Annotated in this window: 18 protein-coding genes; 7 read left to right on the forward strand and 11 right to left on the reverse strand. The window is 63.0% G+C overall.

Annotation, left to right across the window (positions count from 1 at the left end; genetic code table 11):
• Entirely contained in the window at positions 1–612 is a 612-nt protein-coding gene (gene phnH, locus AC0L2Z_RS21365; RefSeq protein ID WP_287054369.1) for a phosphonate C-P lyase system protein PhnH, read from the reverse strand.
• Positions 612–1076: a phosphonate C-P lyase system protein PhnG gene (gene phnG / locus AC0L2Z_RS21370; RefSeq protein ID WP_473629233.1), complete on the reverse strand. Its 465-nt coding sequence runs from the start codon at positions 1074–1076 to the stop codon at positions 612–614. Before phnG ends, phnH begins: the two co-directional genes overlap by 1 nt.
• Before the next feature lie 123 nt (positions 1077–1199).
• Between phnG and phnF the strand changes: the two genes are divergently transcribed.
• A complete protein-coding gene (gene phnF, locus AC0L2Z_RS21375) occupies positions 1200–1949 on the forward strand; it encodes a phosphonate metabolism transcriptional regulator PhnF (RefSeq protein WP_473629234.1) in 750 nt (249 codons plus the stop codon).
• A gap of 8 nt (positions 1950–1957) precedes the next feature.
• Here phnF and AC0L2Z_RS21380 read toward each other — a convergent pair whose 3' ends face one another.
• The 6 genes from AC0L2Z_RS21380 to AC0L2Z_RS21405 all read right to left on the reverse strand — a co-directional run bounded on the left by AC0L2Z_RS21380 (position 1958) and on the right by AC0L2Z_RS21405 (position 9537).
• Entirely contained in the window at positions 1958–2974 is a 1017-nt protein-coding gene (locus tag AC0L2Z_RS21380; RefSeq protein WP_473629235.1) for a zinc-binding alcohol dehydrogenase family protein, read from the reverse strand.
• A 65-nt stretch (positions 2975–3039) separates the two neighbouring features.
• Positions 3040–4005 carry an ABC transporter permease gene (locus AC0L2Z_RS21385; protein WP_287297005.1) on the reverse strand — a complete coding sequence of 322 codons (966 nt, stop codon included), beginning with the start codon at positions 4003–4005 and terminating at the stop codon, positions 3040–3042.
• The gene (locus AC0L2Z_RS21390) at positions 4002–5555 is read right to left on the reverse strand and encodes a sugar ABC transporter ATP-binding protein (protein ID WP_473629236.1); all 1554 of its coding nucleotides are present in this window, start codon (positions 5553–5555) and stop codon (positions 4002–4004) included. The genes AC0L2Z_RS21385 and AC0L2Z_RS21390 overlap by 4 nt, the downstream gene beginning before the upstream one ends.
• A gap of 92 nt (positions 5556–5647) precedes the next feature.
• On the reverse strand, positions 5648–6643 hold the full coding sequence (locus AC0L2Z_RS21395) for an ABC transporter substrate-binding protein (RefSeq protein ID WP_027153111.1): 996 nt from the start codon (positions 6641–6643) through the stop codon (positions 5648–5650).
• Positions 6644–6970: 327 nt separating this feature from the next.
• Positions 6971–7969, reverse strand: coding sequence for an aldo/keto reductase (locus tag AC0L2Z_RS21400; RefSeq protein WP_473629237.1), 999 nt, complete (start codon positions 7967–7969; stop codon positions 6971–6973).
• 62 nt (positions 7970–8031) lie between these two features.
• Positions 8032–9537, reverse strand: a complete 1506-nt coding sequence (locus AC0L2Z_RS21405; protein ID WP_473629238.1) for a UxaA family hydrolase — start codon at positions 9535–9537, stop codon at positions 8032–8034.
• Positions 9538–9806: 269 nt separating this feature from the next.
• Here AC0L2Z_RS21405 and AC0L2Z_RS21410 point away from each other — a divergent pair, with 269 nt between their 5' ends.
• The 6 genes from AC0L2Z_RS21410 (at position 9807) to gndA (ending at position 15730) form a co-directional block, all read left to right on the forward strand.
• Entirely contained in the window at positions 9807–10700 is an 894-nt protein-coding gene (locus AC0L2Z_RS21410) for a GntR family transcriptional regulator (RefSeq protein ID WP_473629239.1), read from the forward strand.
• 192 nt (positions 10701–10892) lie between these two features.
• A complete protein-coding gene (locus AC0L2Z_RS21415; protein ID WP_473629240.1) occupies positions 10893–11249 on the forward strand; it encodes a DUF2946 family protein in 357 nt (118 codons plus the stop codon).
• Between the two features lie 104 nt (positions 11250–11353).
• Positions 11354–11893 (forward strand): copper chaperone PCu(A)C, encoded by a 540-nt coding sequence (locus AC0L2Z_RS21420; protein WP_473629241.1) that lies wholly within the window; start codon positions 11354–11356, stop codon positions 11891–11893.
• A 39-nt stretch (positions 11894–11932) separates the two neighbouring features.
• On the forward strand, positions 11933–12451 hold the full coding sequence (locus AC0L2Z_RS21425; protein WP_473629242.1) for a YcnI family copper-binding membrane protein: 519 nt from the start codon (positions 11933–11935) through the stop codon (positions 12449–12451).
• Between the two features lie 54 nt (positions 12452–12505).
• The gene (locus tag AC0L2Z_RS21430) at positions 12506–14128 is read left to right on the forward strand and encodes a copper resistance CopC/CopD family protein (protein ID WP_473629243.1); all 1623 of its coding nucleotides are present in this window, start codon (positions 12506–12508) and stop codon (positions 14126–14128) included.
• Between the two features lie 174 nt (positions 14129–14302).
• Positions 14303–15730 carry an NADP-dependent phosphogluconate dehydrogenase gene (gene gndA / locus AC0L2Z_RS21435; protein ID WP_473629244.1) on the forward strand — a complete coding sequence of 476 codons (1428 nt, stop codon included), beginning with the start codon at positions 14303–14305 and terminating at the stop codon, positions 15728–15730.
• Positions 15731–15931: 201 nt separating this feature from the next.
• On the opposite strand, the gene AC0L2Z_RS21440 is transcribed toward gndA, so the two are convergent.
• From AC0L2Z_RS21440 to AC0L2Z_RS21450, 3 genes are read right to left on the reverse strand one after another with little or no spacing between them, the layout of a single operon-like run.
• Positions 15932–17884, reverse strand: coding sequence for a coiled-coil domain-containing protein (locus AC0L2Z_RS21440; RefSeq protein ID WP_287184038.1), 1953 nt, complete (start codon positions 17882–17884; stop codon positions 15932–15934).
• Positions 17881–18489: a hypothetical protein gene (locus AC0L2Z_RS21445; protein ID WP_287184041.1), complete on the reverse strand. Its 609-nt coding sequence runs from the start codon at positions 18487–18489 to the stop codon at positions 17881–17883. The genes AC0L2Z_RS21440 and AC0L2Z_RS21445 overlap by 4 nt, the downstream gene beginning before the upstream one ends.
• On the reverse strand, positions 18486–19763 hold the full coding sequence (locus AC0L2Z_RS21450; protein WP_287184044.1) for a dsDNA nuclease domain-containing protein: 1278 nt from the start codon (positions 19761–19763) through the stop codon (positions 18486–18488). The genes AC0L2Z_RS21445 and AC0L2Z_RS21450 overlap by 4 nt, the downstream gene beginning before the upstream one ends.
• Positions 19764–20027 lie beyond the last annotated feature (264 nt).

A 20027-nucleotide genomic window follows, 5' to 3' on the forward strand; every position in this document is an offset into this window, starting at 1 on the left:
TCACGCCTCCATCGTCTTGATGCGCGTCGTGCGCGGCAGGCAGGCAACGCCTTCCGGGGCGGCTAGGATAATGTCGACACCACGGGGGAAACGCTGATTGTTCTGCTTCCATTGTTCGACGAAGTGGCGCGGCATCTGCGCCGGCGCGATTGTCGCGGTTGTTTCGATGCCAGGACCTTCGAGCAGCAGCGGCGCGCCTGAGACGAGATCGCTGACCTGCAGGATCAGCGTCGTCGAGCGGTCGGGATAGTCCTGGGTGCCTTGTGAAAAGCCGTCGAGCGCCATCATCTCGGCCGGCGTGGCGATCAGCGCGAAATGCGCATCGGCTGGCGTGTGGGCCAGTGGCGCGCCGGTGTGGAAGCCGAGCCAGGATTTCACCGCTGCTGGGGCCTGCAAAACGAGATCGAGCCAGAGCGGCGTGTCGTTGTCGCACAGCGCCAGCGCGATGGCGCCCGCGGTGGCCGACAGCGGCGCCGGCGGGCGGGCAAAGACCGGCAGAGGCTGCAGGGTGCCCGGCCGCGCCATTGCGTCCATCACGGCGCGGAACACCGTCTGGGCGTCGAACACCGGATCGGCAAAGCCGCCCTCGATCGCCTGGGTTGCGATATCCATCAGTCTTCTCCGCGTACCATGGTGAAGAAATCGACCTTCGTCGCCGCCGTCTCGGCGCGCCGCCGCTCACGTCGGCTGGCCAGTGCGGCCTGCAGCGGTGCAATGAGTTTGCTCTCGACCTCGTTGCGGCTTGTGGGATCCTGCCAGAGCGCGTCGGCGATCGCCGCCAGTTTTGCTTTCCGCTTGTCACGGCCCAGCGCGTAGCAGTGGCCGACTTCTCCCGAGGCAAGCCGCACCGTCGCGCGGGTGACTGTCGCTTCGCCGACGTTGAACGGCGCGCCGCCGCCGCCGATGCGGCCACGCACGGTGACCAGGCCGGTTTCGGGGCCGCGCAGGAGTTCTGCTTCCGAAGGCAGGCCGGCTTCGATCCAGAGGCGGACGATATCGTCGCCGGTCGATTGCGCCAGCGTCGCCATGACGGCCTTGCGCTCAAGCTGCTGATCACGCGCTTCCTGTCCTCGCATGGTTAACATTCCCTTGCATCGAAAATTCGTCTATTGATATAGACAATTATACAAATTATATCTATTTTCTAATGCGTGTCCATGACGGATGGATGACAGCGCGAAAAAGATCGGGGCAAAGAGATGATCGGTCAGCAGATGGCCAGCAGCTTGGAGCGGCGCAGCGGCGTCTCGCTGTGGCGGCAGATCGCCGACCAGATCCTGCATTCGATCGCCGTTGGCGACTTTGCCGAGAATGCTGCGTTGCCACCGGAAGTTGCACTGGCCGAGCGCTATGGCGTCAACCGCCATACGGTGCGCAGCGCCATCGCCGCACTGGTGCAGGATGGCGTGCTCAGGGCCGAACAGGGGCGCGGCACCTTCGTGCTGTCGCGCAAGCGGCTGTCCTATCCGATCGGCGCGCGCACCCGTTTTTCGGAGGGCTTGCAAGGGCAGGCGTCGGAGCGCCGCAGCGTGCTGCTCGAATCGGCGGTCGAGCCGGCCAGCCGGCGCGTCGCCGAAGGGCTGGGGCTTGCCAGGGGTTCGACTGTCATACGCCTCGAGACGCGCGGCGAAGCCGATGGGCAACCGGTCTCGCGTGCCACCGGCTGGTTCGATGCGGCTCGCTTCGCCGGCATCGATGCCGCCATGGCCGAAACCGGATCGGTGACCGCCTCATTCCAGCGTTTCGGCATCGGTGACTATCTCAGGCAATCGACGGTGCTGTCGGCCCGCCATGCGGACGCCGCCGACCTTGCCGATCTTAATCTGCAGCCCGGCGCCATCGTGCTGGTCACGGTCGCCGTCAATGTCACGCCGGACGGCCAGCCGATCCAGTTCGCCGAAACGCGGTTTCCGGCCGAGCGGGTCGAGCTCAAGATATCGGCGCTTTAGGTCCGATCTTATCCGACCTGGATGACTGCCTTGATCAGGCCGGATTTCGCATGCGCCCAGCGGGCGAGGTCGCGCGGTGTATCCGAAAGCGTCGTGCGATGGGTGACGAGCTTTGCCAGCGGCACAGCACCATCGCGGATCGAGGCAGCGACATGGTCGAAGTCGGCGCGCAGCGCGTTGCGGCTGCCGATCAGCGTCATCTCGCGCTTGTGGAATTCGGGATCGGAAAAGACGATGTCGTCCTTGACGACGCTGACCAGGACCAGCGTTCCGCCATGCGCGACATGGGCGAAGGCCGACTGCACGGACTGAGTGTTGCCGGTGGCATCGAAAATCACGTCAAAACCTTCGCCGTTGGTCGCCTCGCGCACCAGATCGGTCGCAGACTGCCGCGAACCGTCGAGGGTGGCGAAGCCGAGTTCGCTTGCAGCAAAACCCAGCCTCTCCGCACTCATGTCGAGCAGCGTTACGTCGAGGCCGGCGATGCGGGCAAACAGCGCTGTGCCGAGGCCGATCGGCCCGGCGCCGATGACCAGCGCGCGCGCGCCGGGATCAGCCAGCGAGCGCCGCACGGCATGCGCCCCGATCGCCAGGAATTCGACGGCGGCGGCATCGGCCAGCGACAGGCCGTTGGCCGGGTAAAGATTTTGCGCCGGCACCAGGATCCGTTCGCACATGGCGCCGTCGCGGTGGACGCCGAGCACTTCGATCCTGACGCAGCAATTCGGCTTGCCTTGCCGGCAGGCGATGCATTTGCCGCAGGCGAGATAAGGATTGATGATCACCGGCTCGCCCACAGCCAGATCGACGCCTTCGCCGGCCTCGATCACGGTGCCGGAGACCTCGTGACCCATGATGCGGGGATAGGCGAGGAACGGATGTTTGCCCTCGAAGATGTGATAGTCGGTGCCGCAGATGCCGACATGACTGACCGCGACCAGCGCCCAGCCCGGCGGTGGTGTGCTCGGCGCCGGGCGGTCTTCCACAACAAGATCGCCGGGCGAACGGCAGATGACGGCTTTCATGCTTTGATCCAGTCGGTTCATGGCACCGCCGGCCCGATCGCCGGGCCGGCGGTTGTTAAGATGGTCTACTTGCCGCGGCGGCGCAGGCCGTCGAAATAGACGATGACGATGATCAGCACGCCGGTAATGATGCGCTGCCAGAAGGCATTGACGTTCAAGAGATTGGCGCCGTTGTTGATAGTGGCGAGGATGAAGGCGCCGAGCAGCGGTCCGTGCACCGAGCCGACGGCCCCGAACAGCGAAGTGCCGCCGATCACCGACGAGGCGATCGCCTGCAACTCCCAGCCCTCGGCCTGCGTCGGATTGCCGATGCCGATGCGCGAGGCAAGCAGCACGCCGACAAAAGCCGCACAGAGGCCCGACAGCGTATAGGCCATGTAGATGGTGCGCTGGACGTTGACGCCGGACAGACGCGATGCCTCGGCGTTGGAGCCGACCGAGAACAGATACCGGCCCCAGCGGCTGTGATGCAGGAAGATGTAGGCAGGGATGCCAACCAGGATCACCATCCAGAACAGATTGGGGACGCCGAGGAACGAGCTGCGCGAAAACAGCTGGAAGGCGTCGTTGTTGATCGAGATCGAGTTGCCGTTCGTCATCAAAAGGCCGATGCCGCGCAGCGAGGTCAGCGTCGCCAGCGTGATGATGAAGGGCGGCAGGCCCATCTTGACGATGCCAAAACCGTGGAACAGGCCGATGGCGACGCCGACCAGCAAGGTGATCAGGATGGCGAGGTAAATCGGCACGCCGGCATTGATCAGCATCGCCACGATGACGGTGGCGAAGCCAACCACGGCGCCGACGGAAAGGTCGATACCGCCGGTGATGATGACGAAGGTCTGGCCGACCGCCAGGATGGCGATCATCGAACCTTGCCGCAGCAGGTTCGAGATGTTGTTGGCAGAGGCGAAGCTCGGCGTCGCCACCGACAGGATGATCCACAAAAGAACCAGCAGCGCCAGCAGTGTCAGCCCGAACAGGGCGTTGTAGTTGCGTTTCGGCCTTTCGGCCGGTATCGCCTCGGTGCTCATATCTGTCCTCCCGGTTTTTCTTGTTTCTCGGCCAGCGCCTGGGTGAGGATCTCCTCATGGTCGGCAGTGTGGAAACCATGAGTGGCCACCAGTTTGCCGCGCCGGAACACATGCAGCGTGTCGGCGAGTTCATAGACCTCGGGCAGGTAGGACGAGATCAGGATGATGCCGGCGCCCTTGGACAACAGTTCGCCGAACAGGCGGTAGATCTCGGCCTTGGTGCCGACATCGACGCCAACTGTCGGCTCGTCGAAGATGAACAGCTTGGCGCCGTGCGCCAGCCATTTGCCGATGACGATCTTCTGCTGGTTACCGCCGGACAGGCTGGAGGCGAGCGCGTTGCGCGTCGGCGTCTTGATCCTGAGATTGGCGATCTGGCGATCCGCCTCGGTCTTCTCCTGTGCGCTGGAGATCAGCAGATTGCTGGAGATGCGCTTGTAGATCGGCAGATTGAGATTGAGGCCGACCGGCAGGTTGAGGCAGAGGCCCTGGTCACGGCGGCTTTCCGGCGCCAGCGCCATGCCGAGCCTGATAGCGTCATGCTCGGAGTTGACCTGAACCTCCTTGCCCTCCCAGAGGATCTGGCCGGCCGACTTGCGGTGACGCCCGTAGAGCGTGGTGACGAACTCGCTGCGCCCGGCACCGATCAGGCCGTAGAGCCCGACGATTTCGCCGGCACGGACCGTCATCGAGACATTTTCGAAGCCCTTGCCGGAAAGATTTCGGGCTTCGAACAGCGTCGCGCCCGGGGTAAAATGCTCCTTGTGATAGACTTGCTCGATCGAGCGGTTGATCATCATCTTGACCAGCTCGGCGTCGTTGGTCTCGGCGATATTCCTGGTGCCGACAAGCGTGCCGTCGCGCAGCACCGAGACGCGGTCGGCGAGCTCGAACACCTCTTCCATGCGGTGGCTGATGTAGATGATGGTGACGCCTTCGCCCTTCAGCCGGCGGATCAGCGTGAACAGCTGGTCGGCTTCCTTGCGGGTGAGATAGGCAGTCGGTTCGTCGAAGATCAGGAACTTGGTGCCGCGCACGGTGGCGCGGGCGGCGGCGATCAGCTGCTGCTGGCCTATGGTCAGGTCACCCAGCACGACATGCGCCGGCAGATCGAAGCCGAGATCGTCGATGATCTTCTGCGCTTCCCTGACCATGGCCCGCTGCTGCAGGATGCCGAAGCGGGAATCCTCCTCGCCGAGGAACATGTTGGCCGCGACAGTGAGATGGCGGCACAGAACGACCTCCTGGTGCACGGCATTGATGCCGAGCGCCATCGCCTCATGCGGCGTCGCCAGCGCTGCCGGCTTGCCCTCCCAGATGACGTCGCCGGAGGTGCGCGGCATGACGCCGGTCAAAAGCTTGATCAGGGTGGATTTGCCGGCACCGTTCTCGCCGACAATGGCGTGGATTTCGCTGGCCTTGAAGGCGAGGTTAACCGGCTTCAGCGCGTGCGTGCCGGGATATCGCTTCTCCAGGCCCTTGAGTTCGAGGATCGTCCTGCCCGGTTCCAGCGTTGGGGCCGGATGCAGTTCCTGCGCCGTCGACGTCATGACAATCCCTCCCAGATTGGCCTCACGAGTGGCACGAGTGTGGGTCGTTTCCGGGACAAAAAGCCCCGGAAACGGTGCGCCAATGCCGGTGCTCAGTCGAGCTTCGGATTGAGCAGCGCGTCGATCTTCGGATCTTTCATGTTAGCCTTGGTGACGAGGTTGGCGCCGGTGTCGACATTGGCCTCGACCTTCTCGCCCTTCGAGGCAGCGAGCGCCGTCTTGATGCCGTCATAGCCCATCCGGTACGGATCCTGCACGACGAGGCCGGAAATGACGCCGTCATTGAGGAACTTGACCAGCTTCTCGTCGCTGTCGAAACCGATCAGCCCGACCTTGCCGGCAAGGCTGTTCTCGGCGATCGCCTGACCGACGCCCTGCGCCATGATCAGGTTGGAGGCGAAGATGCCCTTGAGGTTCGGGTTGGCGGTGATCAGGTCGGTTGCGATGTTGAGGCCGGTGGTGGCCTGGCCGTCGGCGTATTTGTCGGCAATGAGCTTGAGGCCGGGATATTTGGCGGCAAGCTGTTCCTTGAAGCCCTGGGCGCGCTGCTCGAGCGAGCCGGCACCCGGAAGCGCGGTGATCAGGGCGACGTCGCCCTCGATTTTGCCGCCATTGGCTTCGCCGATCGCGGCGGCCAGCCCGTCAGCGGCGACGCGGCCGCCCTGGATATTGTCCGTGGTCAGGAACGAGGTGAAGGCCTTGGAGTCGGCGCCGGAGTCGATGCCGATGATCTTGACGTTGGTGGCTGCCTCATCGATCGGCTTGCCGAGCGCCTTAGCCTCGGTTGGTGCGATGACCACGGCAGCCGGGTTGCCGGCGACGGCGTTTTCAAGGATCGAGATCTGGCCGTTGACGTCGGTCTCCGCCTGGGCGCCGAGTTCCGGCACGTTGACGCCGAGGTCCTTTCCGGCCTTGCGGGCGCCGGCCAGGACGATCTGCCAGTAGAAAGAGGTGGTGTCCTTGACGATGATCGGGATGGTTACGTCCGCCGCCGAAGCCGGCGCCGAATGCATCACGCCGGCAAGCATCGAGGCGGCGGCGAGTGCCACGAATGCGCGGCGGTTGAGAATGCTGGTCACGAATTTCATTAGACTTCCTCCCTAAGTCGCCCGGTGAACGTAGCGGAAGCTCGGTTTGGATAGGCGTTGCCCAAACGGAACTTTATCAATAAAAAACATTTACCGCATTTTGATAGTGCATCGGTCCGGTCGACGCAAGCGGTGTTGTATCGTCCTGCGTATGCCTCGACCGGAAGGGAGTGCCGGTGCTCATTGCCAAACCCCCTCCCCGAAAAGGTATGGAATATTAATTCCATCTTCCGGTCAAGATAGAATATTCATTCTTTTTTTGAGGCGTACGGTGGAGCGCCTCCTGATCGCACCGCCCGCCGTTCAACCAGCGAAGGCCGCTACGCATCAGCCGAGTTTCTGAACGACCGTGTAGGGATCATATTTGGCGAATTCTGTTTCGGGCACCTGGATGTCGAGCAGTTGCAGATTTCGCGCCAGATTGGCCGGTTTGGCGGTGCCCGTCAGCACAGAAGCCACCACAGGCTCGTGCAGCGGGAACTGGAACGCCGCCGCGGCAAGCGGGTAGCCGCCCTCGGTGGCGATTTTTTCCATGGCGCCGACGCGGTCGAGAATGTCCTGGGTGGCCGGCAGGTAGTCGAAATGCGCACCCGGCACCGGACCGGTCGCCAGGATGCCCGAGTTGAAGACGCCACCGATGATCAGCGAGGTCTGCCGTTGCCGGCAAAGCGGCAGCAATTCGGCTTCGGCGGTGCGGTCGAGCAGCGAATAGCGGCTGGCGAGCAGGATGCAGTCGAGCGGCGCCTGGCGCAGCACATCGAGACAGATCTGCACCTCGTTGACGCCAAGGCCGTAGGCGGAAATGACCTTGTGCGACTTCAGCTCTTCCAGCGCCTTCAGCCCGCCATCCATAAACTGGCGGAAATGCAGCTTCGTTTTCTCGACGCCATGCGTATAGACGCCGATGTCGTGAACGAACAGGATGTCGATTCGATTGAGGCCAAGCCGCGCATAGCTGAACTCGACGGAGCGCATGATGCCGTCGTAGGAATAGTCGTAGTCGGGCGTAAAGGGCAGCGGATCAACATAGGAATGGTCCGGAATCCGGTCTTCCGGCACCGGCCGCAACAGGCGCCCGACCTTGGTCGACAGCACGTAAGAGTCCCGCGGCTTGTCGCGCAGGAAATCGCCGAAGCGGCGTTCCGAAAGGCCGAAGCCGTAGAACGGCGCGGTATCGAAATAGCGCAAGCCGGCATCCCAGGCGACCTGAAGCGTCTGCATCGCCGTCTCGCGTGGACAGGCTCGGTAGAGCCCGCCGACCGCCGCGCCGCCGAAGCTGACCTCGGTTATTTCCAGCGCGGTGCTGCCGACACGGCGTTTCTTCATGCAAAACCTCCCACCGGCCATTTGCCGGCCCCGTCCATGTCTCAAGTCAGTTGGTGGCTGTTCTAGAGGGTCGCTCCAAGGTGCCACGGCACGAACTCGTTGTCGCCGTAGCCGAACTCCTCGCTCTTGGTCTTGCGGCCGGAAGCCGTCTCGACGATCAGCTCGAAAATCTCGCGGCCCATGCCGGCAATGGTCTTTTCGCCCGAGGCGATGACGCCGCAATTCACGTCCATGTCCTCTTCCATCGTGTGGTACATGGTCGAGTTGCTGGCGACCTTGATCGACGGTGTCGGCCGGCAGCCGAAGCAGGAACCGCGGCCGGTGGTGAAGACGATGACGTTGGCGCCGCCAGCCACCTGGCCGGTGGCGGAAACCGGGTCGTAGCCGGGCGTGTCCATGAACACCAGCCCGTGGCCGGCGACCTTCTCGGCGTAGCCAAAGACGCCGTTGAGCGGCGTCTGGCCGCCCTTGGCGACTGCGCCAAGCGACTTCTCCAAAATGGTAGTCAGGCCGCCGCGCTTGTTGCCTGGCGACGGATTGTTGTCGATGGAGGCGCCATGCTTGGCAACATGGTCTTCCCACCATTTTACATAGCCATCGAGCTTGGCGGCGATCTCCGGGGTCGCCGCGCGATAGGCGAGCAGATGCTCGGCGCCGTAGATTTCCGTCGTCTCGGAAAGGATGCCGATGCCGCCGACGCCGGCCAGGATGTCGACGGCGGCGCCCAGCGCCGGATTGGCGGTGATGCCGGACATGCCGTCGGAGCCGCCGCATTGCAGGCCGACGACGATCTCGCTGACCGGGATCGGCTCACGCTCAAGCTTGCCGACCTCCTCTGATATCTCGGCCAGCACGACCAACGCCTTCTCGACCGATTTGCGCGAGCCGCCGGCTTCCTGGATGTTGAAATGGCGCTTTCCCGCGGCGACGCCCTTCTGGCCATAGAGGGTGAGCTGGTTGACCTCGCAGCCGAGACCGACCATCAGCACACCGCCAAAATTCGGGTGACGAGCATAGCCGGCCAGCGTGCGGTGCAGCACCATCATGCCGTCGCCGGTGGCGCTCATGCCGCAGCCCTGGCCGTGAACGATGGGAACGAAGCCGTCGATCCCCGGATATCTGGGCAGCAGCGTCCGGTTCGCCTCGTCGGCGATGGCGTGGCAAACGGTGGCCGAGCAATTGACGCTGGCGAGAACGCCGATGAAGTTGCGCGTGCCGGCACGGCCGTCGGCGCGGCGGTAGCCCATGAAGGTGCGGGCGCGATCGGCCTCTGTGGCGTGCACGGCCTCGCTCGGCGGCACCACTGGCAAACGCCCGGATTCGAAGACCAGATTGTGCGAATGGACATGCTCGCCGGGCGCAATGGCTTCAGTGGCGCGGCCGATCGCCTGGGCGTATTTGACCACGGCCTCGCCGGCGGCAATCGGCTTGATCGCCACCTTGTGGCCGGGTTCGATCAGCGCCGTGGCAACGGCGCCGCCCGGCAGCACCGCGCCGATCTCGATGCGGCCGTTGGCGACCGCGACATTGTCGGCGGAGGACAGAAGAATGCTGTTTGCGGTGTTCACGGGCAGTTTCCTGGGTGTTCCTGGGATCGGCAAGCGATTGACACGCGCCTGTTAACGGTTAATGTCTTTTATCGTGAAAAAACAGTTTTGCGTCAATTGTTTTTTCGTGACGAAGCCGCGCGTTCTTGCGGATGCGCAGAGGACCGGACGCTGGAACCAGGCCTGACTTCCGAAAAGCGATTCCGCTTCCCGGGAGCCTGCGCCAGAAGCATCTGCATATCGCGCTTCAAGCCGGCCGCCGCAAGCGCCGGCGCGCAACGGGGCAGGGGATGTCGAAGAGCAACAACGTCTATAAGGACGCCTACAATCGCGGTTTGCGGCTGCTCGACGAAACGAAAAGCCTGCCGTCGGAGCCCGAGCTGGGCACCCTGCTTGGCGTCAGCCGCACGACGATCCGCACCATCCTTGCGCGCATGGAAGAGACCGGGCTGATCGCCTGGAACAAGCGCAGCAAGACGGTTTTGCGCGTGCCGCGGCCGGACGACTTTTTTCCCGAGGAAGAAACCGACACGCTCTCGCAGATCATCGAGCGCTCCTTCATGCGGCGGCTGCTTGCCGGCGGTGCTGAGCCCGGCATGCAGATCAACGAACTCGAGCTGGCGCGCGAGATCGGCGTTGGCACCACCAGCGTGCGCGAGTTCCTGATCCGCTTTTCCCGTTTCGGGCTGATCGAGAAGCGCCGCAACAGCCATTGGGTGCTGAAAGGCTTTACCCGCGCTTTCGCGCTGGAACTGACCGAAATCCGCGAGATGTTCGAACTGCGCTCGGCCGCCGCCTTCGCCGCGCTGCCGGAAGACAGCCCGGTGTGGGCCGACCTCGACCTGCTGGAGGACGAGCATCGCCTGCTGGCGCGCGAGATCGCCACGCGCTTCAACGAATTCTCGGAACTCGACGAGCGCTTTCACCGGCTGATCCACCGCGCGTCGCACAATCGCTTCATCGTCGATTTCTACGACGTCATCGCCATGATCTTCCACTACCACTATCAGTGGAACAAGGCGCAGGAGCGGGAGCGCAACGAAGTGGCGGTCGCGGAACACCTGGCCTATATCGGGGCGCTCAAATCGCGCGATCTCGGCAAGGTCGACGCCGCCTGCCGCAAGCATCTGAAATCGGCGCGCAATACGCTGTTGACCTCGATCCCGGAGGGCCAGCAACCATAGCGAGCTTTAGGTTGTTGTTTTATGCATGTCGTTATCGCAAAACCGCTGCACACTTTTGCGCGACATGCATTAAAGCGCCGCGTTGCCGCAGTGGTAATTTGGCGATTTTCCGACCGCCGGCCGCGTGCTAGATATCTTGCCGTTGCTGCGTGAAGAGGCAGGCATTTGAATATCCGGCGGAGACGATGGAGCATGCCGGCGGCATTCGCCGCGGCCTATTTGCTGGTGCTCCAGTCGGTGCTTGGCGCATTCGCCTTCGGCATCGGGCCGGATGCTTCGCAACGCGACGCTTTCGGCAACGTCATCTGCACCCATGAGGGCGCGGCGCAGCTTCCAAGCGGCGATCCGCACCAGCAGCACATGCCGGCTTGCTGCATGCCTGGCTGCGGCATGGCTTCGGCTGTCTACGCGCCGCCGCCCGCTGCCGCCACGCTGTCCGGCAATTTTTCCGTCGAAACCGTCGCGTTTGTGCTGCCGGCGTTCAGGCATCTCGACTTTGCCCGCGACCGCTCTCCGTCGAATCCGCGCGCGCCTCCGGTGACGGCCTGATCCGTCCCGGTTCGCCTTGCGGAATTTTTCGCGGGCGAATGCGTTCAACATCGAAACTGTTCGCGACCGGCCGACGGCGCGATTTCTCAGTTCCTGGAGCTATCATGTCTCACACTTTTCGCGCGCGGCTCGGCCGCAACAGCCGCTTCCTGCGCAGCTTCGAGGAGCGACTCGGCGTTACCGTACTCCTCCTCGCCCTGCTGTTCGTCAGCGCCCAGGCCGTTTTCGCGCATGAGTTCAGGGCTGGCGACCTCGAGATCGTGCATCCCTGGTCGCGCGCCACACCGCCTGGCGCCAAAGTGGCCGGCGGCTACTTCACCGTGACCAACACCGGCAGTTCGCCGGATCGGCTGCTGTCGATCTCCTCTGACGTGTCGGACAGGACCGAACTGCACGAAATGGGTGTCAAGGACGGCGTCATGACCATGCGGCCGGTCAGCGGTGGCCTCGAAATCCCGGCCGGCGGCAAGGTCGCGCTGGCTCCCGGCGGTTATCACTTGATGTTTATCGGCCTCAAGCGTCAGCCCAAACAAGGCGAGAAGTTTTCCGCTGCGCTGACCTTCGAAAAGGCTGGCACGGTCGCCGTCGAGTTCGCGGTGGAAGGCATGGGCGAAACGGGCGGCATGCACGACCATGCCAATTGATCCGGCCAGATCCGCTCAATTCAAACTCGAGGAACCATCATGAACAATTATCTTCTGTCGGTCGGCGCGTTTTTCGTCCTGGGGACAAGTGCTGCCTTTGCCCACATTACGCTGGAAGCGCAGGAGGCGGCGGTCGGTTCGACCTACAAGGCCGTCCTGCGTGTGCCGCATGGCTGTGAAGGCAAGGCGACGACCGCCGTGCGCGTGCAGATCCCGGAGGGAGTGATTTCAGTGAAGCCGATGCCGAAGGCCGGCTGGACGCTGCAGGTCAAGAACGGCAGATACGAGAAATCCTATCAGCTCCATGGTCAAGAGGTGTCCAGCGGCGTCAAGGAAGTCAATTGGAGCGGCGGCAGCCTGCCGGACGAATTCTACGACGAATTCGTCTTCCGCGGGACACTGGCGGCGGATCTGCCGGCAGGCCAAACGCTCTACTTCCCGGTGGTGCAGGAATGCGACGGCGCCGCCGAACGCTGGATCGAGATTCCAGCGGCCGGCCAGGATGAGGACGCGCTGGAATATCCGGCGCCCGGCCTCAAGCTTGCGCCGAAGCTATGATTTTTTGGCGGCGCGCCTTGTTCCAAAGAGTGCGCCGCTGTTTTGTGCCGTGACATGAGTGCTGCATCCCTGCTGCGAACGGTCTGCACAACCGGCCGATTTGCGATCTGCCTGCTGGCTGCGATCGTGCTGCTTGCCGCCATTGCCGCGCCAGGTCAGGCCTTCGCCCACGCGGCGCTGGTCACAACGGAGCCGACGGACGGCGCCGTGCTGGCGCAGAGCCCCGCGCAGTTCTCGCTGACCTTCAGCGAGCCGGTGTCACCGCTGATGCTGACCTTGGTGCGGCCCGATGGAACGCCGGTTCCGCTGACATCCTTTCGGCTCAATGGCCTGACGCTCGACATCGACAATCCGCAACGGCTCGGATCCGGCACGCACGTGCTGAGCTGGCGGGTGATCTCCGCCGATGGCCATCCGGTTGGCGGCTCGGTGCTGTTTTCGATCGGCGCGCCGAGTGCGGCGCCGGCCGTCGCCGAAGCTGTCGACCGGGGTCTGAGGTCGGCAATCTGGATCGGCAAGGTCTTTCTCTACGTCGGCCTGTTTCTCGGCGTCGGCGGCGCCTTTGCCATCGCGTGGCTGGCGAAGGGCGGGCGTTCCGGCCGGCGCTTCGTCATCGCCGCGATCCTGTGCGGCCTCGTCGCGGCGCCGTTATCGCTCGGCTTGCAGGGACTGGACGCGCTCGGCGCACCGTTCGTCCGGCTGGCGCAGCCAGGCGTCTGGCAGGCCGGGCTCGGCACCAGCTTCGGCTGGACAGTGCTGGTCGCGCTGGTGGCGCTCGGGCTTGGCCTGCTGTCGCTGGTCGGGCCGCGCGGCGGCGCACAGCTGTTTGCCTTTGCCGGCCTGGCCGGTGTCGGCGCCGCCCTTGCCGCCAGCGGACATGCAAGTGCTGCCGAACCGCAATGGCTGACAAGGCCGATGGTGTTTCTGCACGGCGCCGGCATCGCGTTCTGGGCCGGGGCGCTTGCGCCGCTCGGTCTCACTATCAGGCGGAAGCCGGCCGAGGCCGCGCCTTTCCTGCATCGGTTTTCCCAGGTGATCCTAGCTGTCGTGGCCGTGCTTGCGGCCACCGGCTTCGTGCTGGCTGTCGTCCAGGTGCAGGCGCCCGCAGCTTTGCTCGAGACCGCCTATGGCCGGCTGCTGCTGGTCAAGCTGGCGCTGCTGTTGTTTCTGTTCATTCTGGCCGCCATCAACCGCTGGAAGCTGACCGGTCCCGCGGAAGCGGGAGAGACGGAAGTACAGAAGAGGCTGGTCCGCTCGATCGGCATTGAGATGCTGATCGTTCTGGCGATATTCGGCGTTGCCGCCGGCTGGCGCTTCACGCCGCCGCCACGCGCCCTGGCGATCGCAGCGGCGCAGCCGGCTTCGGTGCATATCCACACGCCGAAGGCGATGGCCGACCTCAGCATCACACCCGGCCATGTCGGGCCGGTTGCCGCCTCGATCGTCATCATGACCGGAGATTTCGGCCCGCTCGACGCTGAACAAGTGACGCTGGTGCTGTCAAAACCCGATGCCGGGATCGAGCCGATCAAGCGCGCGGCGACAAAGCGCGCCGATGGTACTTGGCGTGTCGACGATCTCGTCGTCCTGGTCCCGGGCCGATGGACGGCGCGGCTCGATATTCTCGTCTCGGATTTCGAGATCGTGAAGATAGAGGCGCCGATCTATATCAGGTGATGAGGACCAGCCGGCAGTCTGCGCAACACATTTCGGCGAGGCGGTTGACGCGGCCTTGAAGGCCCGTCATTCATTTCGGCAAGATTGGCATCTCGACAAGAATGGCATCCCAAGAAGAATGGGCACCGCTACAAATCGCGCCTCAACAAAAGATCCGAAAGCAGGGAAGAAACGATGGAAAAAGCCGAAATCGGCCTGATCGGCCTCGGCACGATGGGCTCCAACCTGGCGCTCAACATCGCCGAGAAAGGGCACCGCATAGCCGTTTTCAACCGCACCGCGGCACGCACCGACGCCTTCGTCGAGAATGCCGGGGCGCTGAAGAACATGGTGGTGCCCTGCTACAGTCTGGAGGAACTCGCCGCCGCCATCCGGCCGCCGCGGCCGATCATCATCATGGTGCTGGCCGGCAAGCCGGTCGACGAGCAGATCGCGGCACTGCGCGGCGTGCTGTCGGCCAACGACATCGTCATCGATGCCGGCAACGCCAATTTCCGCGACACGATGCGGCGCTTCTCCGAGCTTTCCGATTCGGGTCTCACCTTCATCGGCATGGGCGTGTCCGGCGGCGAGGAGGGCGCGCGCCATGGACCGTCGATCATGGTCGGCGGCACGGAAGAGTCCTGGAAACGCGTCGAAAAGGTGCTGACCGCCATTTCGGCCAAGTTCAGGGACGAGCCCTGTGCGGCATGGCTTGGCACCGATGGCGCCGGGCATTTCGTCAAGACCATCCATAACGGCATCGAATATGCCGACATGCAGATGATCGCCGAGATCTACGGCATCTTGCGCGACGGGTTAGGCATGGGGCCGAAGGAGATCGCACAGGTGTTTGCCGGCTGGAACAAGGGCCGGCTCAACTCCTACCTGATCGAGATCACCGCCAAGGTGCTGGACGCCGACGATCCGAAGACAGGCAAGCCGGTGGTCGATATCATCCTCGACCGCGCCGGCCAGAAGGGTACCGGCAAATGGTCGGTCATCGAAGCGCAGCAGCTCGGCATTCCGGCCACCGCGATCGAGGCCGCAGTGGCGGCGCGCGTCCTGTCGTCGATCAAGGACGAGCGGCTGGCCGCCGAAAACGCCTATGGCAAAGGCGGCGTGACCACCATTTCCGGAGACAAGGACGCGCTTCTTGGCGATCTCGAACTGGCGCTGTTCGCCGGTAAGATATCAGCCTATGCGCAAGGCTTTGCGGTGATGAGCGGCGCGTCGAAGGAGTTCAACTGGAACCTGCCGATGCCGACCATCGCCAAGATCTGGCGGGCCGGCTGCATCATCCGCTCGCAATTGCTGGACACGATGGCGGAAGCCTTCGGCAGCGGCGGGGCGGCCACCAATCTTTTGATGGCACCGGCCTTCATTGCAATGATGCAGGAGGCGCATCCATCGCTGCGGCGCATCGTGGCAAGGGCGTCGGAAGCCGGCTCGCCGGTGCCGGCGCTGTCGTCGGCGCTTGCCTATTTCGACAGCTATCGCCAAGGCCGCGGCACCTCGAACCTGATCCAGGCGCAACGCGATTTCTTCGGCGCGCACGGCTTCGAACGCATCGACGGGCCGGGCGCTTTCCATGGCCCTTGGGGCAGCGGAGCGGGCGGCTAGCGCCTAATTCCGGCTGTTCGACCCACACCTACGACTTACCGAAAGCTGACATTGCTATTGTCTTTGCCTTGCAAGCGTAGCCTCAAGCACTCCCTAGGAGAGGGTCGTGCGCCAGTGATCAGATCATGTCGTAGTCGCTCTCCAATCCGATAACGACTATTCGGACGCAAGCCGGGAATGGTTCTCAATGTCGATAGCGTGCTATTTGCCTCGGTAGTAGCGTATCAGTGGCTGGTGTACGTCACTATCCGGCTGCATGTGTCGGTTCGTGATGCGGGCAGCGAGGTCGCCGGGTGGCGGGAAGAACTCCTTGTCGATCAAGATGAACTGGGTCTGCCGAAGTTCTCCAGCGTTGAGCTGGTAGAGCATTCGATAGAACCCTTCGAACTGTGCCTTATTCTCCCGCTCGCTGATGTTCTTCATCGGGGAGTCGACGATTAGGAGCTCGGGAAGAGGCGCGTGAAGCTGTGCCGCGATGCGGTGCAGGGCGATCGCGAAGCAGCATTTGAAGAGGGTCTTCTTGCCGCCGCTGCTAAGGGAGGTGAATGTCGAGCGGGTGAGGTCGCTGGGGTCGGCGCTGAGTATCGCCGGGTAGAAGTCGGGCGGGTCCAACTCGACATGGTCGTTGCGCTTGATGCCCGGCACCCCGGACAGAACTAGGCAATCTAGGAAATAGCCGGCGAAACGATCGAGGCTTGTGCGATCCGCCTCTGCTTTGCTGCGTGCCTGTTTGAGCGCCTCGCGCTTCGACTGTTCTAGGGCGACGATTTGGGCGAGAGCTTCGCGCTGCTGCTGCAGCAAAACGGGTAGGCGCAATAGCCAGGCGAAGCTCGCCAATTCGGCCTCTAGCGTGGCGCGCTCGCGTTCCTTCAGCAGGCTCATCGACAGAAAGGCAGAGTCCTGCTCGGCGATGGCGCGATTGATGTCGGCTTCGGCCTTATCCTTGGTCTGCAGCAAGTCCGACCGCTGTGCCCGCATTCTGGCAAGACTATTGTCGATCGCTGCGACGGCGTCCTTGAGCTCGGAGTGTCGGCTGGCGATATCGGCCTCAAGGGCTGCGAGTTCGGCGGGATCGGCTAAGTCGACCAGATCTTCGCGGCCGCACACGTCGCAGCATTGTGCTGAGCGGGTAGGCAGGGCTTGGGTGCATCTCGGGCAGGCGCTAAAGGCAACGTCCCCGAGGATTTCGCGGGCCTCCGCGGAGCGCCGGAATTTCAGGCTAAGCATATCGATTTCGTTGCGATGCCGCACGTGACGGTCCCGCATGGCGCGGAGTTCCTCGGCGTTAAGGTCGAGCTTGGCGATATCAGACCCTAGGCTCCGGGCTGTCTTCGCCAGCTCGTCGATGGCATGAGTGGTCTGGTCCTCGCGGCGCCCCTTGCGCAGCACCTCCAGCTCTGCGGTAACCTTGACTATCGACGCGCGAAGTCCCGACTCGCGCTCTGTCACTTGAGCCTCCGACTCAATGCCGACCTCCGCCAATGCCCTGGATAGGCTATCGATCGAGGCAGCGCGCGCTGTTCGGTTCGCCCGGAGCTGATCGAGCTCTGCTTCCAGATCAGCGACCCGCTCGTCATGGTAGCCGATGATGTAGCGGATCACGTCGCGACTCTTGAGTCGCATGTAGAATTCCGCCGATTCTTCTAGGTAAAAAAACGAACTGTCGATGTGGTCTTGATCGAGGTAGCAGTACCAAAGCAAGTCGCGCAATGACAAGCGAACGATCTTGCTGTCCGCCTTGGTCTTGCTCTTGCGAACACGCGGCGGGTTAATCTCCGAGAGCCAGAATATTAAGTCCGACAAGGTCTCTACGCCCGTTTCCGGGATGACCTCGCCGGCAGCCACACGGGACGGGATGACGATCGAATAGCGACCTTGATCGTCCTCCCATGATGCAAAGACGTCGGCTGCGTCCCGGGCCCGCTCAATGCTGAGCGTAGCCCGTTCAAGCTCAAGGGTCAGGGTCGCCGAGACGAACTCGGACTGCAGCGCGGGGGACAGCTGGATTGTGCCCCCAAGACAGTAGTCGACCAGCCGGGCGATGCTCGACTTGCCCGCACCCATCTGCCCCCAGAAGTAGCTTAGCTTTGAGAAGTTGATCTGATCGTCGGCACGGCGCAGCGACAGTTTTAGGGATATGAGATTAAACTTCATTGCCGCTCTCCACTGACAGCGGAAGTCTCCGCCGCCGGGTCGCTGGCGCCGATCTCAGCGCCCCATTTCATGCCGGTGATTTCCGGGACGATCTCGTAGACGAAATCTTTGAGTTTCGTGGCCGACATGGCGCCAACCGCTTTCATCAAGACGGCGCCTCGCGTCTCGAAGTCCTTGAAGGTCGGACGGTTGGCTAGATCGTCGGCCAGGGCGCGGCCGCGTTCAGTCAAGCCGATTTCGATCTTGCGGCCGCTGAGTGACAGGGTAATGAGGTCGCGAGATGATAGGAGGCTGAGCCAGCGCCGATAGCGTCCGTCCCACGGCCCGTAGCGGAACCGGATCATCTTCGTCTCGACGGTCGTGCGTTCTCGCGGCAGCACCGCTGCGTCGGCCGGCGACTTGTCTAGCGCCTCCAATGCCCGCTCCAGATAGACCGGGTATCGCAGCAGGAAGTCCAACTTTGCGAGTTTGGTTATGCCCTCGATTGGCTTCGGGGCACTCTTGCCGCGCTTGTCGGCGCTTCGCAGGAGCACCAGCAGGCGGGCGAGATGTAGACCATCGGCGTTCTCGGCATCAGCCGCGGCCTTGAGGACGGAAAGGCTCACCCTTCTCCTCCATCGATCTGAAAACGGTCGCTCCACCACACGCGGCAATCGTCGGTCAAAAGCGCTGCGGTTCCCATAAGCAGTTCATAGGGCGCGCCTCCAAGCAAATCTTTCCGCTTGGTCTCCAAGCTGCGTAGACGGGTCGCCACGTCATTGAACATGGCCTGCCCGAACGGCGCGCCGGGGGTATGAAGCGCCATGTAGGATTCTAGGCATTCTCCGTGAACCGCCTCTTCCACTTGTCGTAGCTGGCGGGCCGCCGCCACGGGATCCTTGGCCTGCTCTTCCAGAAAATGATACTCTGCCGCCTGCTCGCGAGCCTTCATGTAGTCGACCAGGGCGCCGACGCCGCCGCGCGCCAGCTTCTGCTCCAAGATCCGCTTCGGCCGAACTTGACCGAGGCTGATGGTCGGCGAGCCTTGGTAGCGGAATGTGTTGCTGATCCTCGACACCGGGACCAGAGCCACATCAGCGATGATAATGCGTTTGGCCGTGATCACCGGATCGTCAATCGTCCCCGAGGCAACTTTCGCAAGGTGACGATCCGGGTCGACCACATACAGCGATGCGGCGCGGTGGAATAGGGCGACGAGGTCGTTGCAGAGCTCGCGGAGAGGATCCGGCGCGAGGTGCGCACATTCGCTTAGTCCGCCGATATGTTCTTGAGCGAGTGCTGCATCGAATTCTTCACGCGAGGGGCCTTTGACGATTTCGAGCCGGCGCAACACTTCGAAGAGATGCGCTTTCTCCGCGCCGAGCTCCGCCGCCAAGGCGTCGAAGGTGTTCCGAAATGGCGGCTGTATCCCGTCGGCTTCGCTGCAGGATCTCACGTGGTCCAGCATGAGGCGGGGGCAACGGCCGCGACGCTTGTCGTCCGTGCTGGCCGGTGTAACCGAATCCACGTCGGAGTTAGACACGAATAAGAACTTCCCGACCTGGCCGGGAAATGCAGTCACGAGATCGACGAAGCGGCCGATCGACTTGGTGAGGGCGGCGGACGCAAGCGTCCAAGCCCCGTTTTCAGGTCTTGATGTCTTGATCTGGTAGCCGTCGAAGAGGCCATCGGGCCGTTCGGCCAGGAAGTCTTCGTGGTGTTCACAATACAGGGCGATGTAGTTGAGCGTGCCGCGCCTCACCGCTGCCAGAAGCACCACGCCATACTGATGTTGGTAACGAAAGTTGCGTTCAGTTTCGTCGCCTGGATCCCTGCTGGCAGTATTTTCCAGCCGAGCAGGGACTGTGACTTCCTGTACTTGAATGTCGCCGCTACTCAACCGAAGCGAACCGGATTTTTTGAAGCATAGCTAGTCGCCCTCCCGCGCAGATAGTTCTAATCAGATTTCACTTTTCCTACAACGGTACACACGCCGCTTTATCTGGTATCGCTCCGCAATTCTCTGAAACGCCGCGTCGCGGATGTCGCTTGCGCCCCTCAAGCGATCACAACTCGTCGAATGTTCGATGGGATTTGGTAGGGGCCCGGCTCAGCCTGAAAGCACGCAATGGGCTGACATTCTGACCGTCAGTTGGTGGCAGCA

Source organism: Mesorhizobium sp. WSM4850, from assembly GCF_055811735.1.

What these genes read in the sequence shown, in the direction of transcription:
- AC0L2Z_RS21400 (WP_473629237.1), bottom strand. Translation starts at nt 7,969, where the DNA reads ATGAAGAAACGCCGTGTCGGCAGCACCGCGCTGGAAATAACCGAGGTC.
- AC0L2Z_RS21385 (WP_287297005.1), bottom strand. Translation starts at nt 4,005, where the DNA reads ATGAGCACCGAGGCGATACCGGCCGAAAGGCCGAAACGCAACTACAAC.
- phnH (WP_287054369.1), bottom strand. Translation starts at nt 612, where the DNA reads ATGGATATCGCAACCCAGGCGATCGAGGGCGGCTTTGCCGATCCGGTG.
- AC0L2Z_RS21415 (WP_473629240.1), top strand. Translation starts at nt 10,893, where the DNA reads ATGCCGGCGGCATTCGCCGCGGCCTATTTGCTGGTGCTCCAGTCGGTG.
- AC0L2Z_RS21380 (WP_473629235.1), bottom strand. Translation starts at nt 2,974, where the DNA reads ATGAAAGCCGTCATCTGCCGTTCGCCCGGCGATCTTGTTGTGGAAGAC.
- AC0L2Z_RS21440 (WP_287184038.1), bottom strand. Translation starts at nt 17,884, where the DNA reads ATGAAGTTTAATCTCATATCCCTAAAACTGTCGCTGCGCCGTGCCGAC.
- gndA (WP_473629244.1), top strand. Translation starts at nt 14,303, where the DNA reads ATGGAAAAAGCCGAAATCGGCCTGATCGGCCTCGGCACGATGGGCTCC.
- phnF (WP_473629234.1), top strand. Translation starts at nt 1,200, where the DNA reads ATGATCGGTCAGCAGATGGCCAGCAGCTTGGAGCGGCGCAGCGGCGTC.
- AC0L2Z_RS21425 (WP_473629242.1), top strand. Translation starts at nt 11,933, where the DNA reads ATGAACAATTATCTTCTGTCGGTCGGCGCGTTTTTCGTCCTGGGGACA.
- AC0L2Z_RS21410 (WP_473629239.1), top strand. Translation starts at nt 9,807, where the DNA reads ATGTCGAAGAGCAACAACGTCTATAAGGACGCCTACAATCGCGGTTTG.
- AC0L2Z_RS21420 (WP_473629241.1), top strand. Translation starts at nt 11,354, where the DNA reads ATGTCTCACACTTTTCGCGCGCGGCTCGGCCGCAACAGCCGCTTCCTG.
- AC0L2Z_RS21390 (WP_473629236.1), bottom strand. Translation starts at nt 5,555, where the DNA reads ATGACGTCGACGGCGCAGGAACTGCATCCGGCCCCAACGCTGGAACCG.
- AC0L2Z_RS21395 (WP_027153111.1), bottom strand. Translation starts at nt 6,643, where the DNA reads ATGAAATTCGTGACCAGCATTCTCAACCGCCGCGCATTCGTGGCACTC.
- phnG (WP_473629233.1), bottom strand. Translation starts at nt 1,076, where the DNA reads ATGCGAGGACAGGAAGCGCGTGATCAGCAGCTTGAGCGCAAGGCCGTC.
- AC0L2Z_RS21430 (WP_473629243.1), top strand. Translation starts at nt 12,506, where the DNA reads ATGAGTGCTGCATCCCTGCTGCGAACGGTCTGCACAACCGGCCGATTT.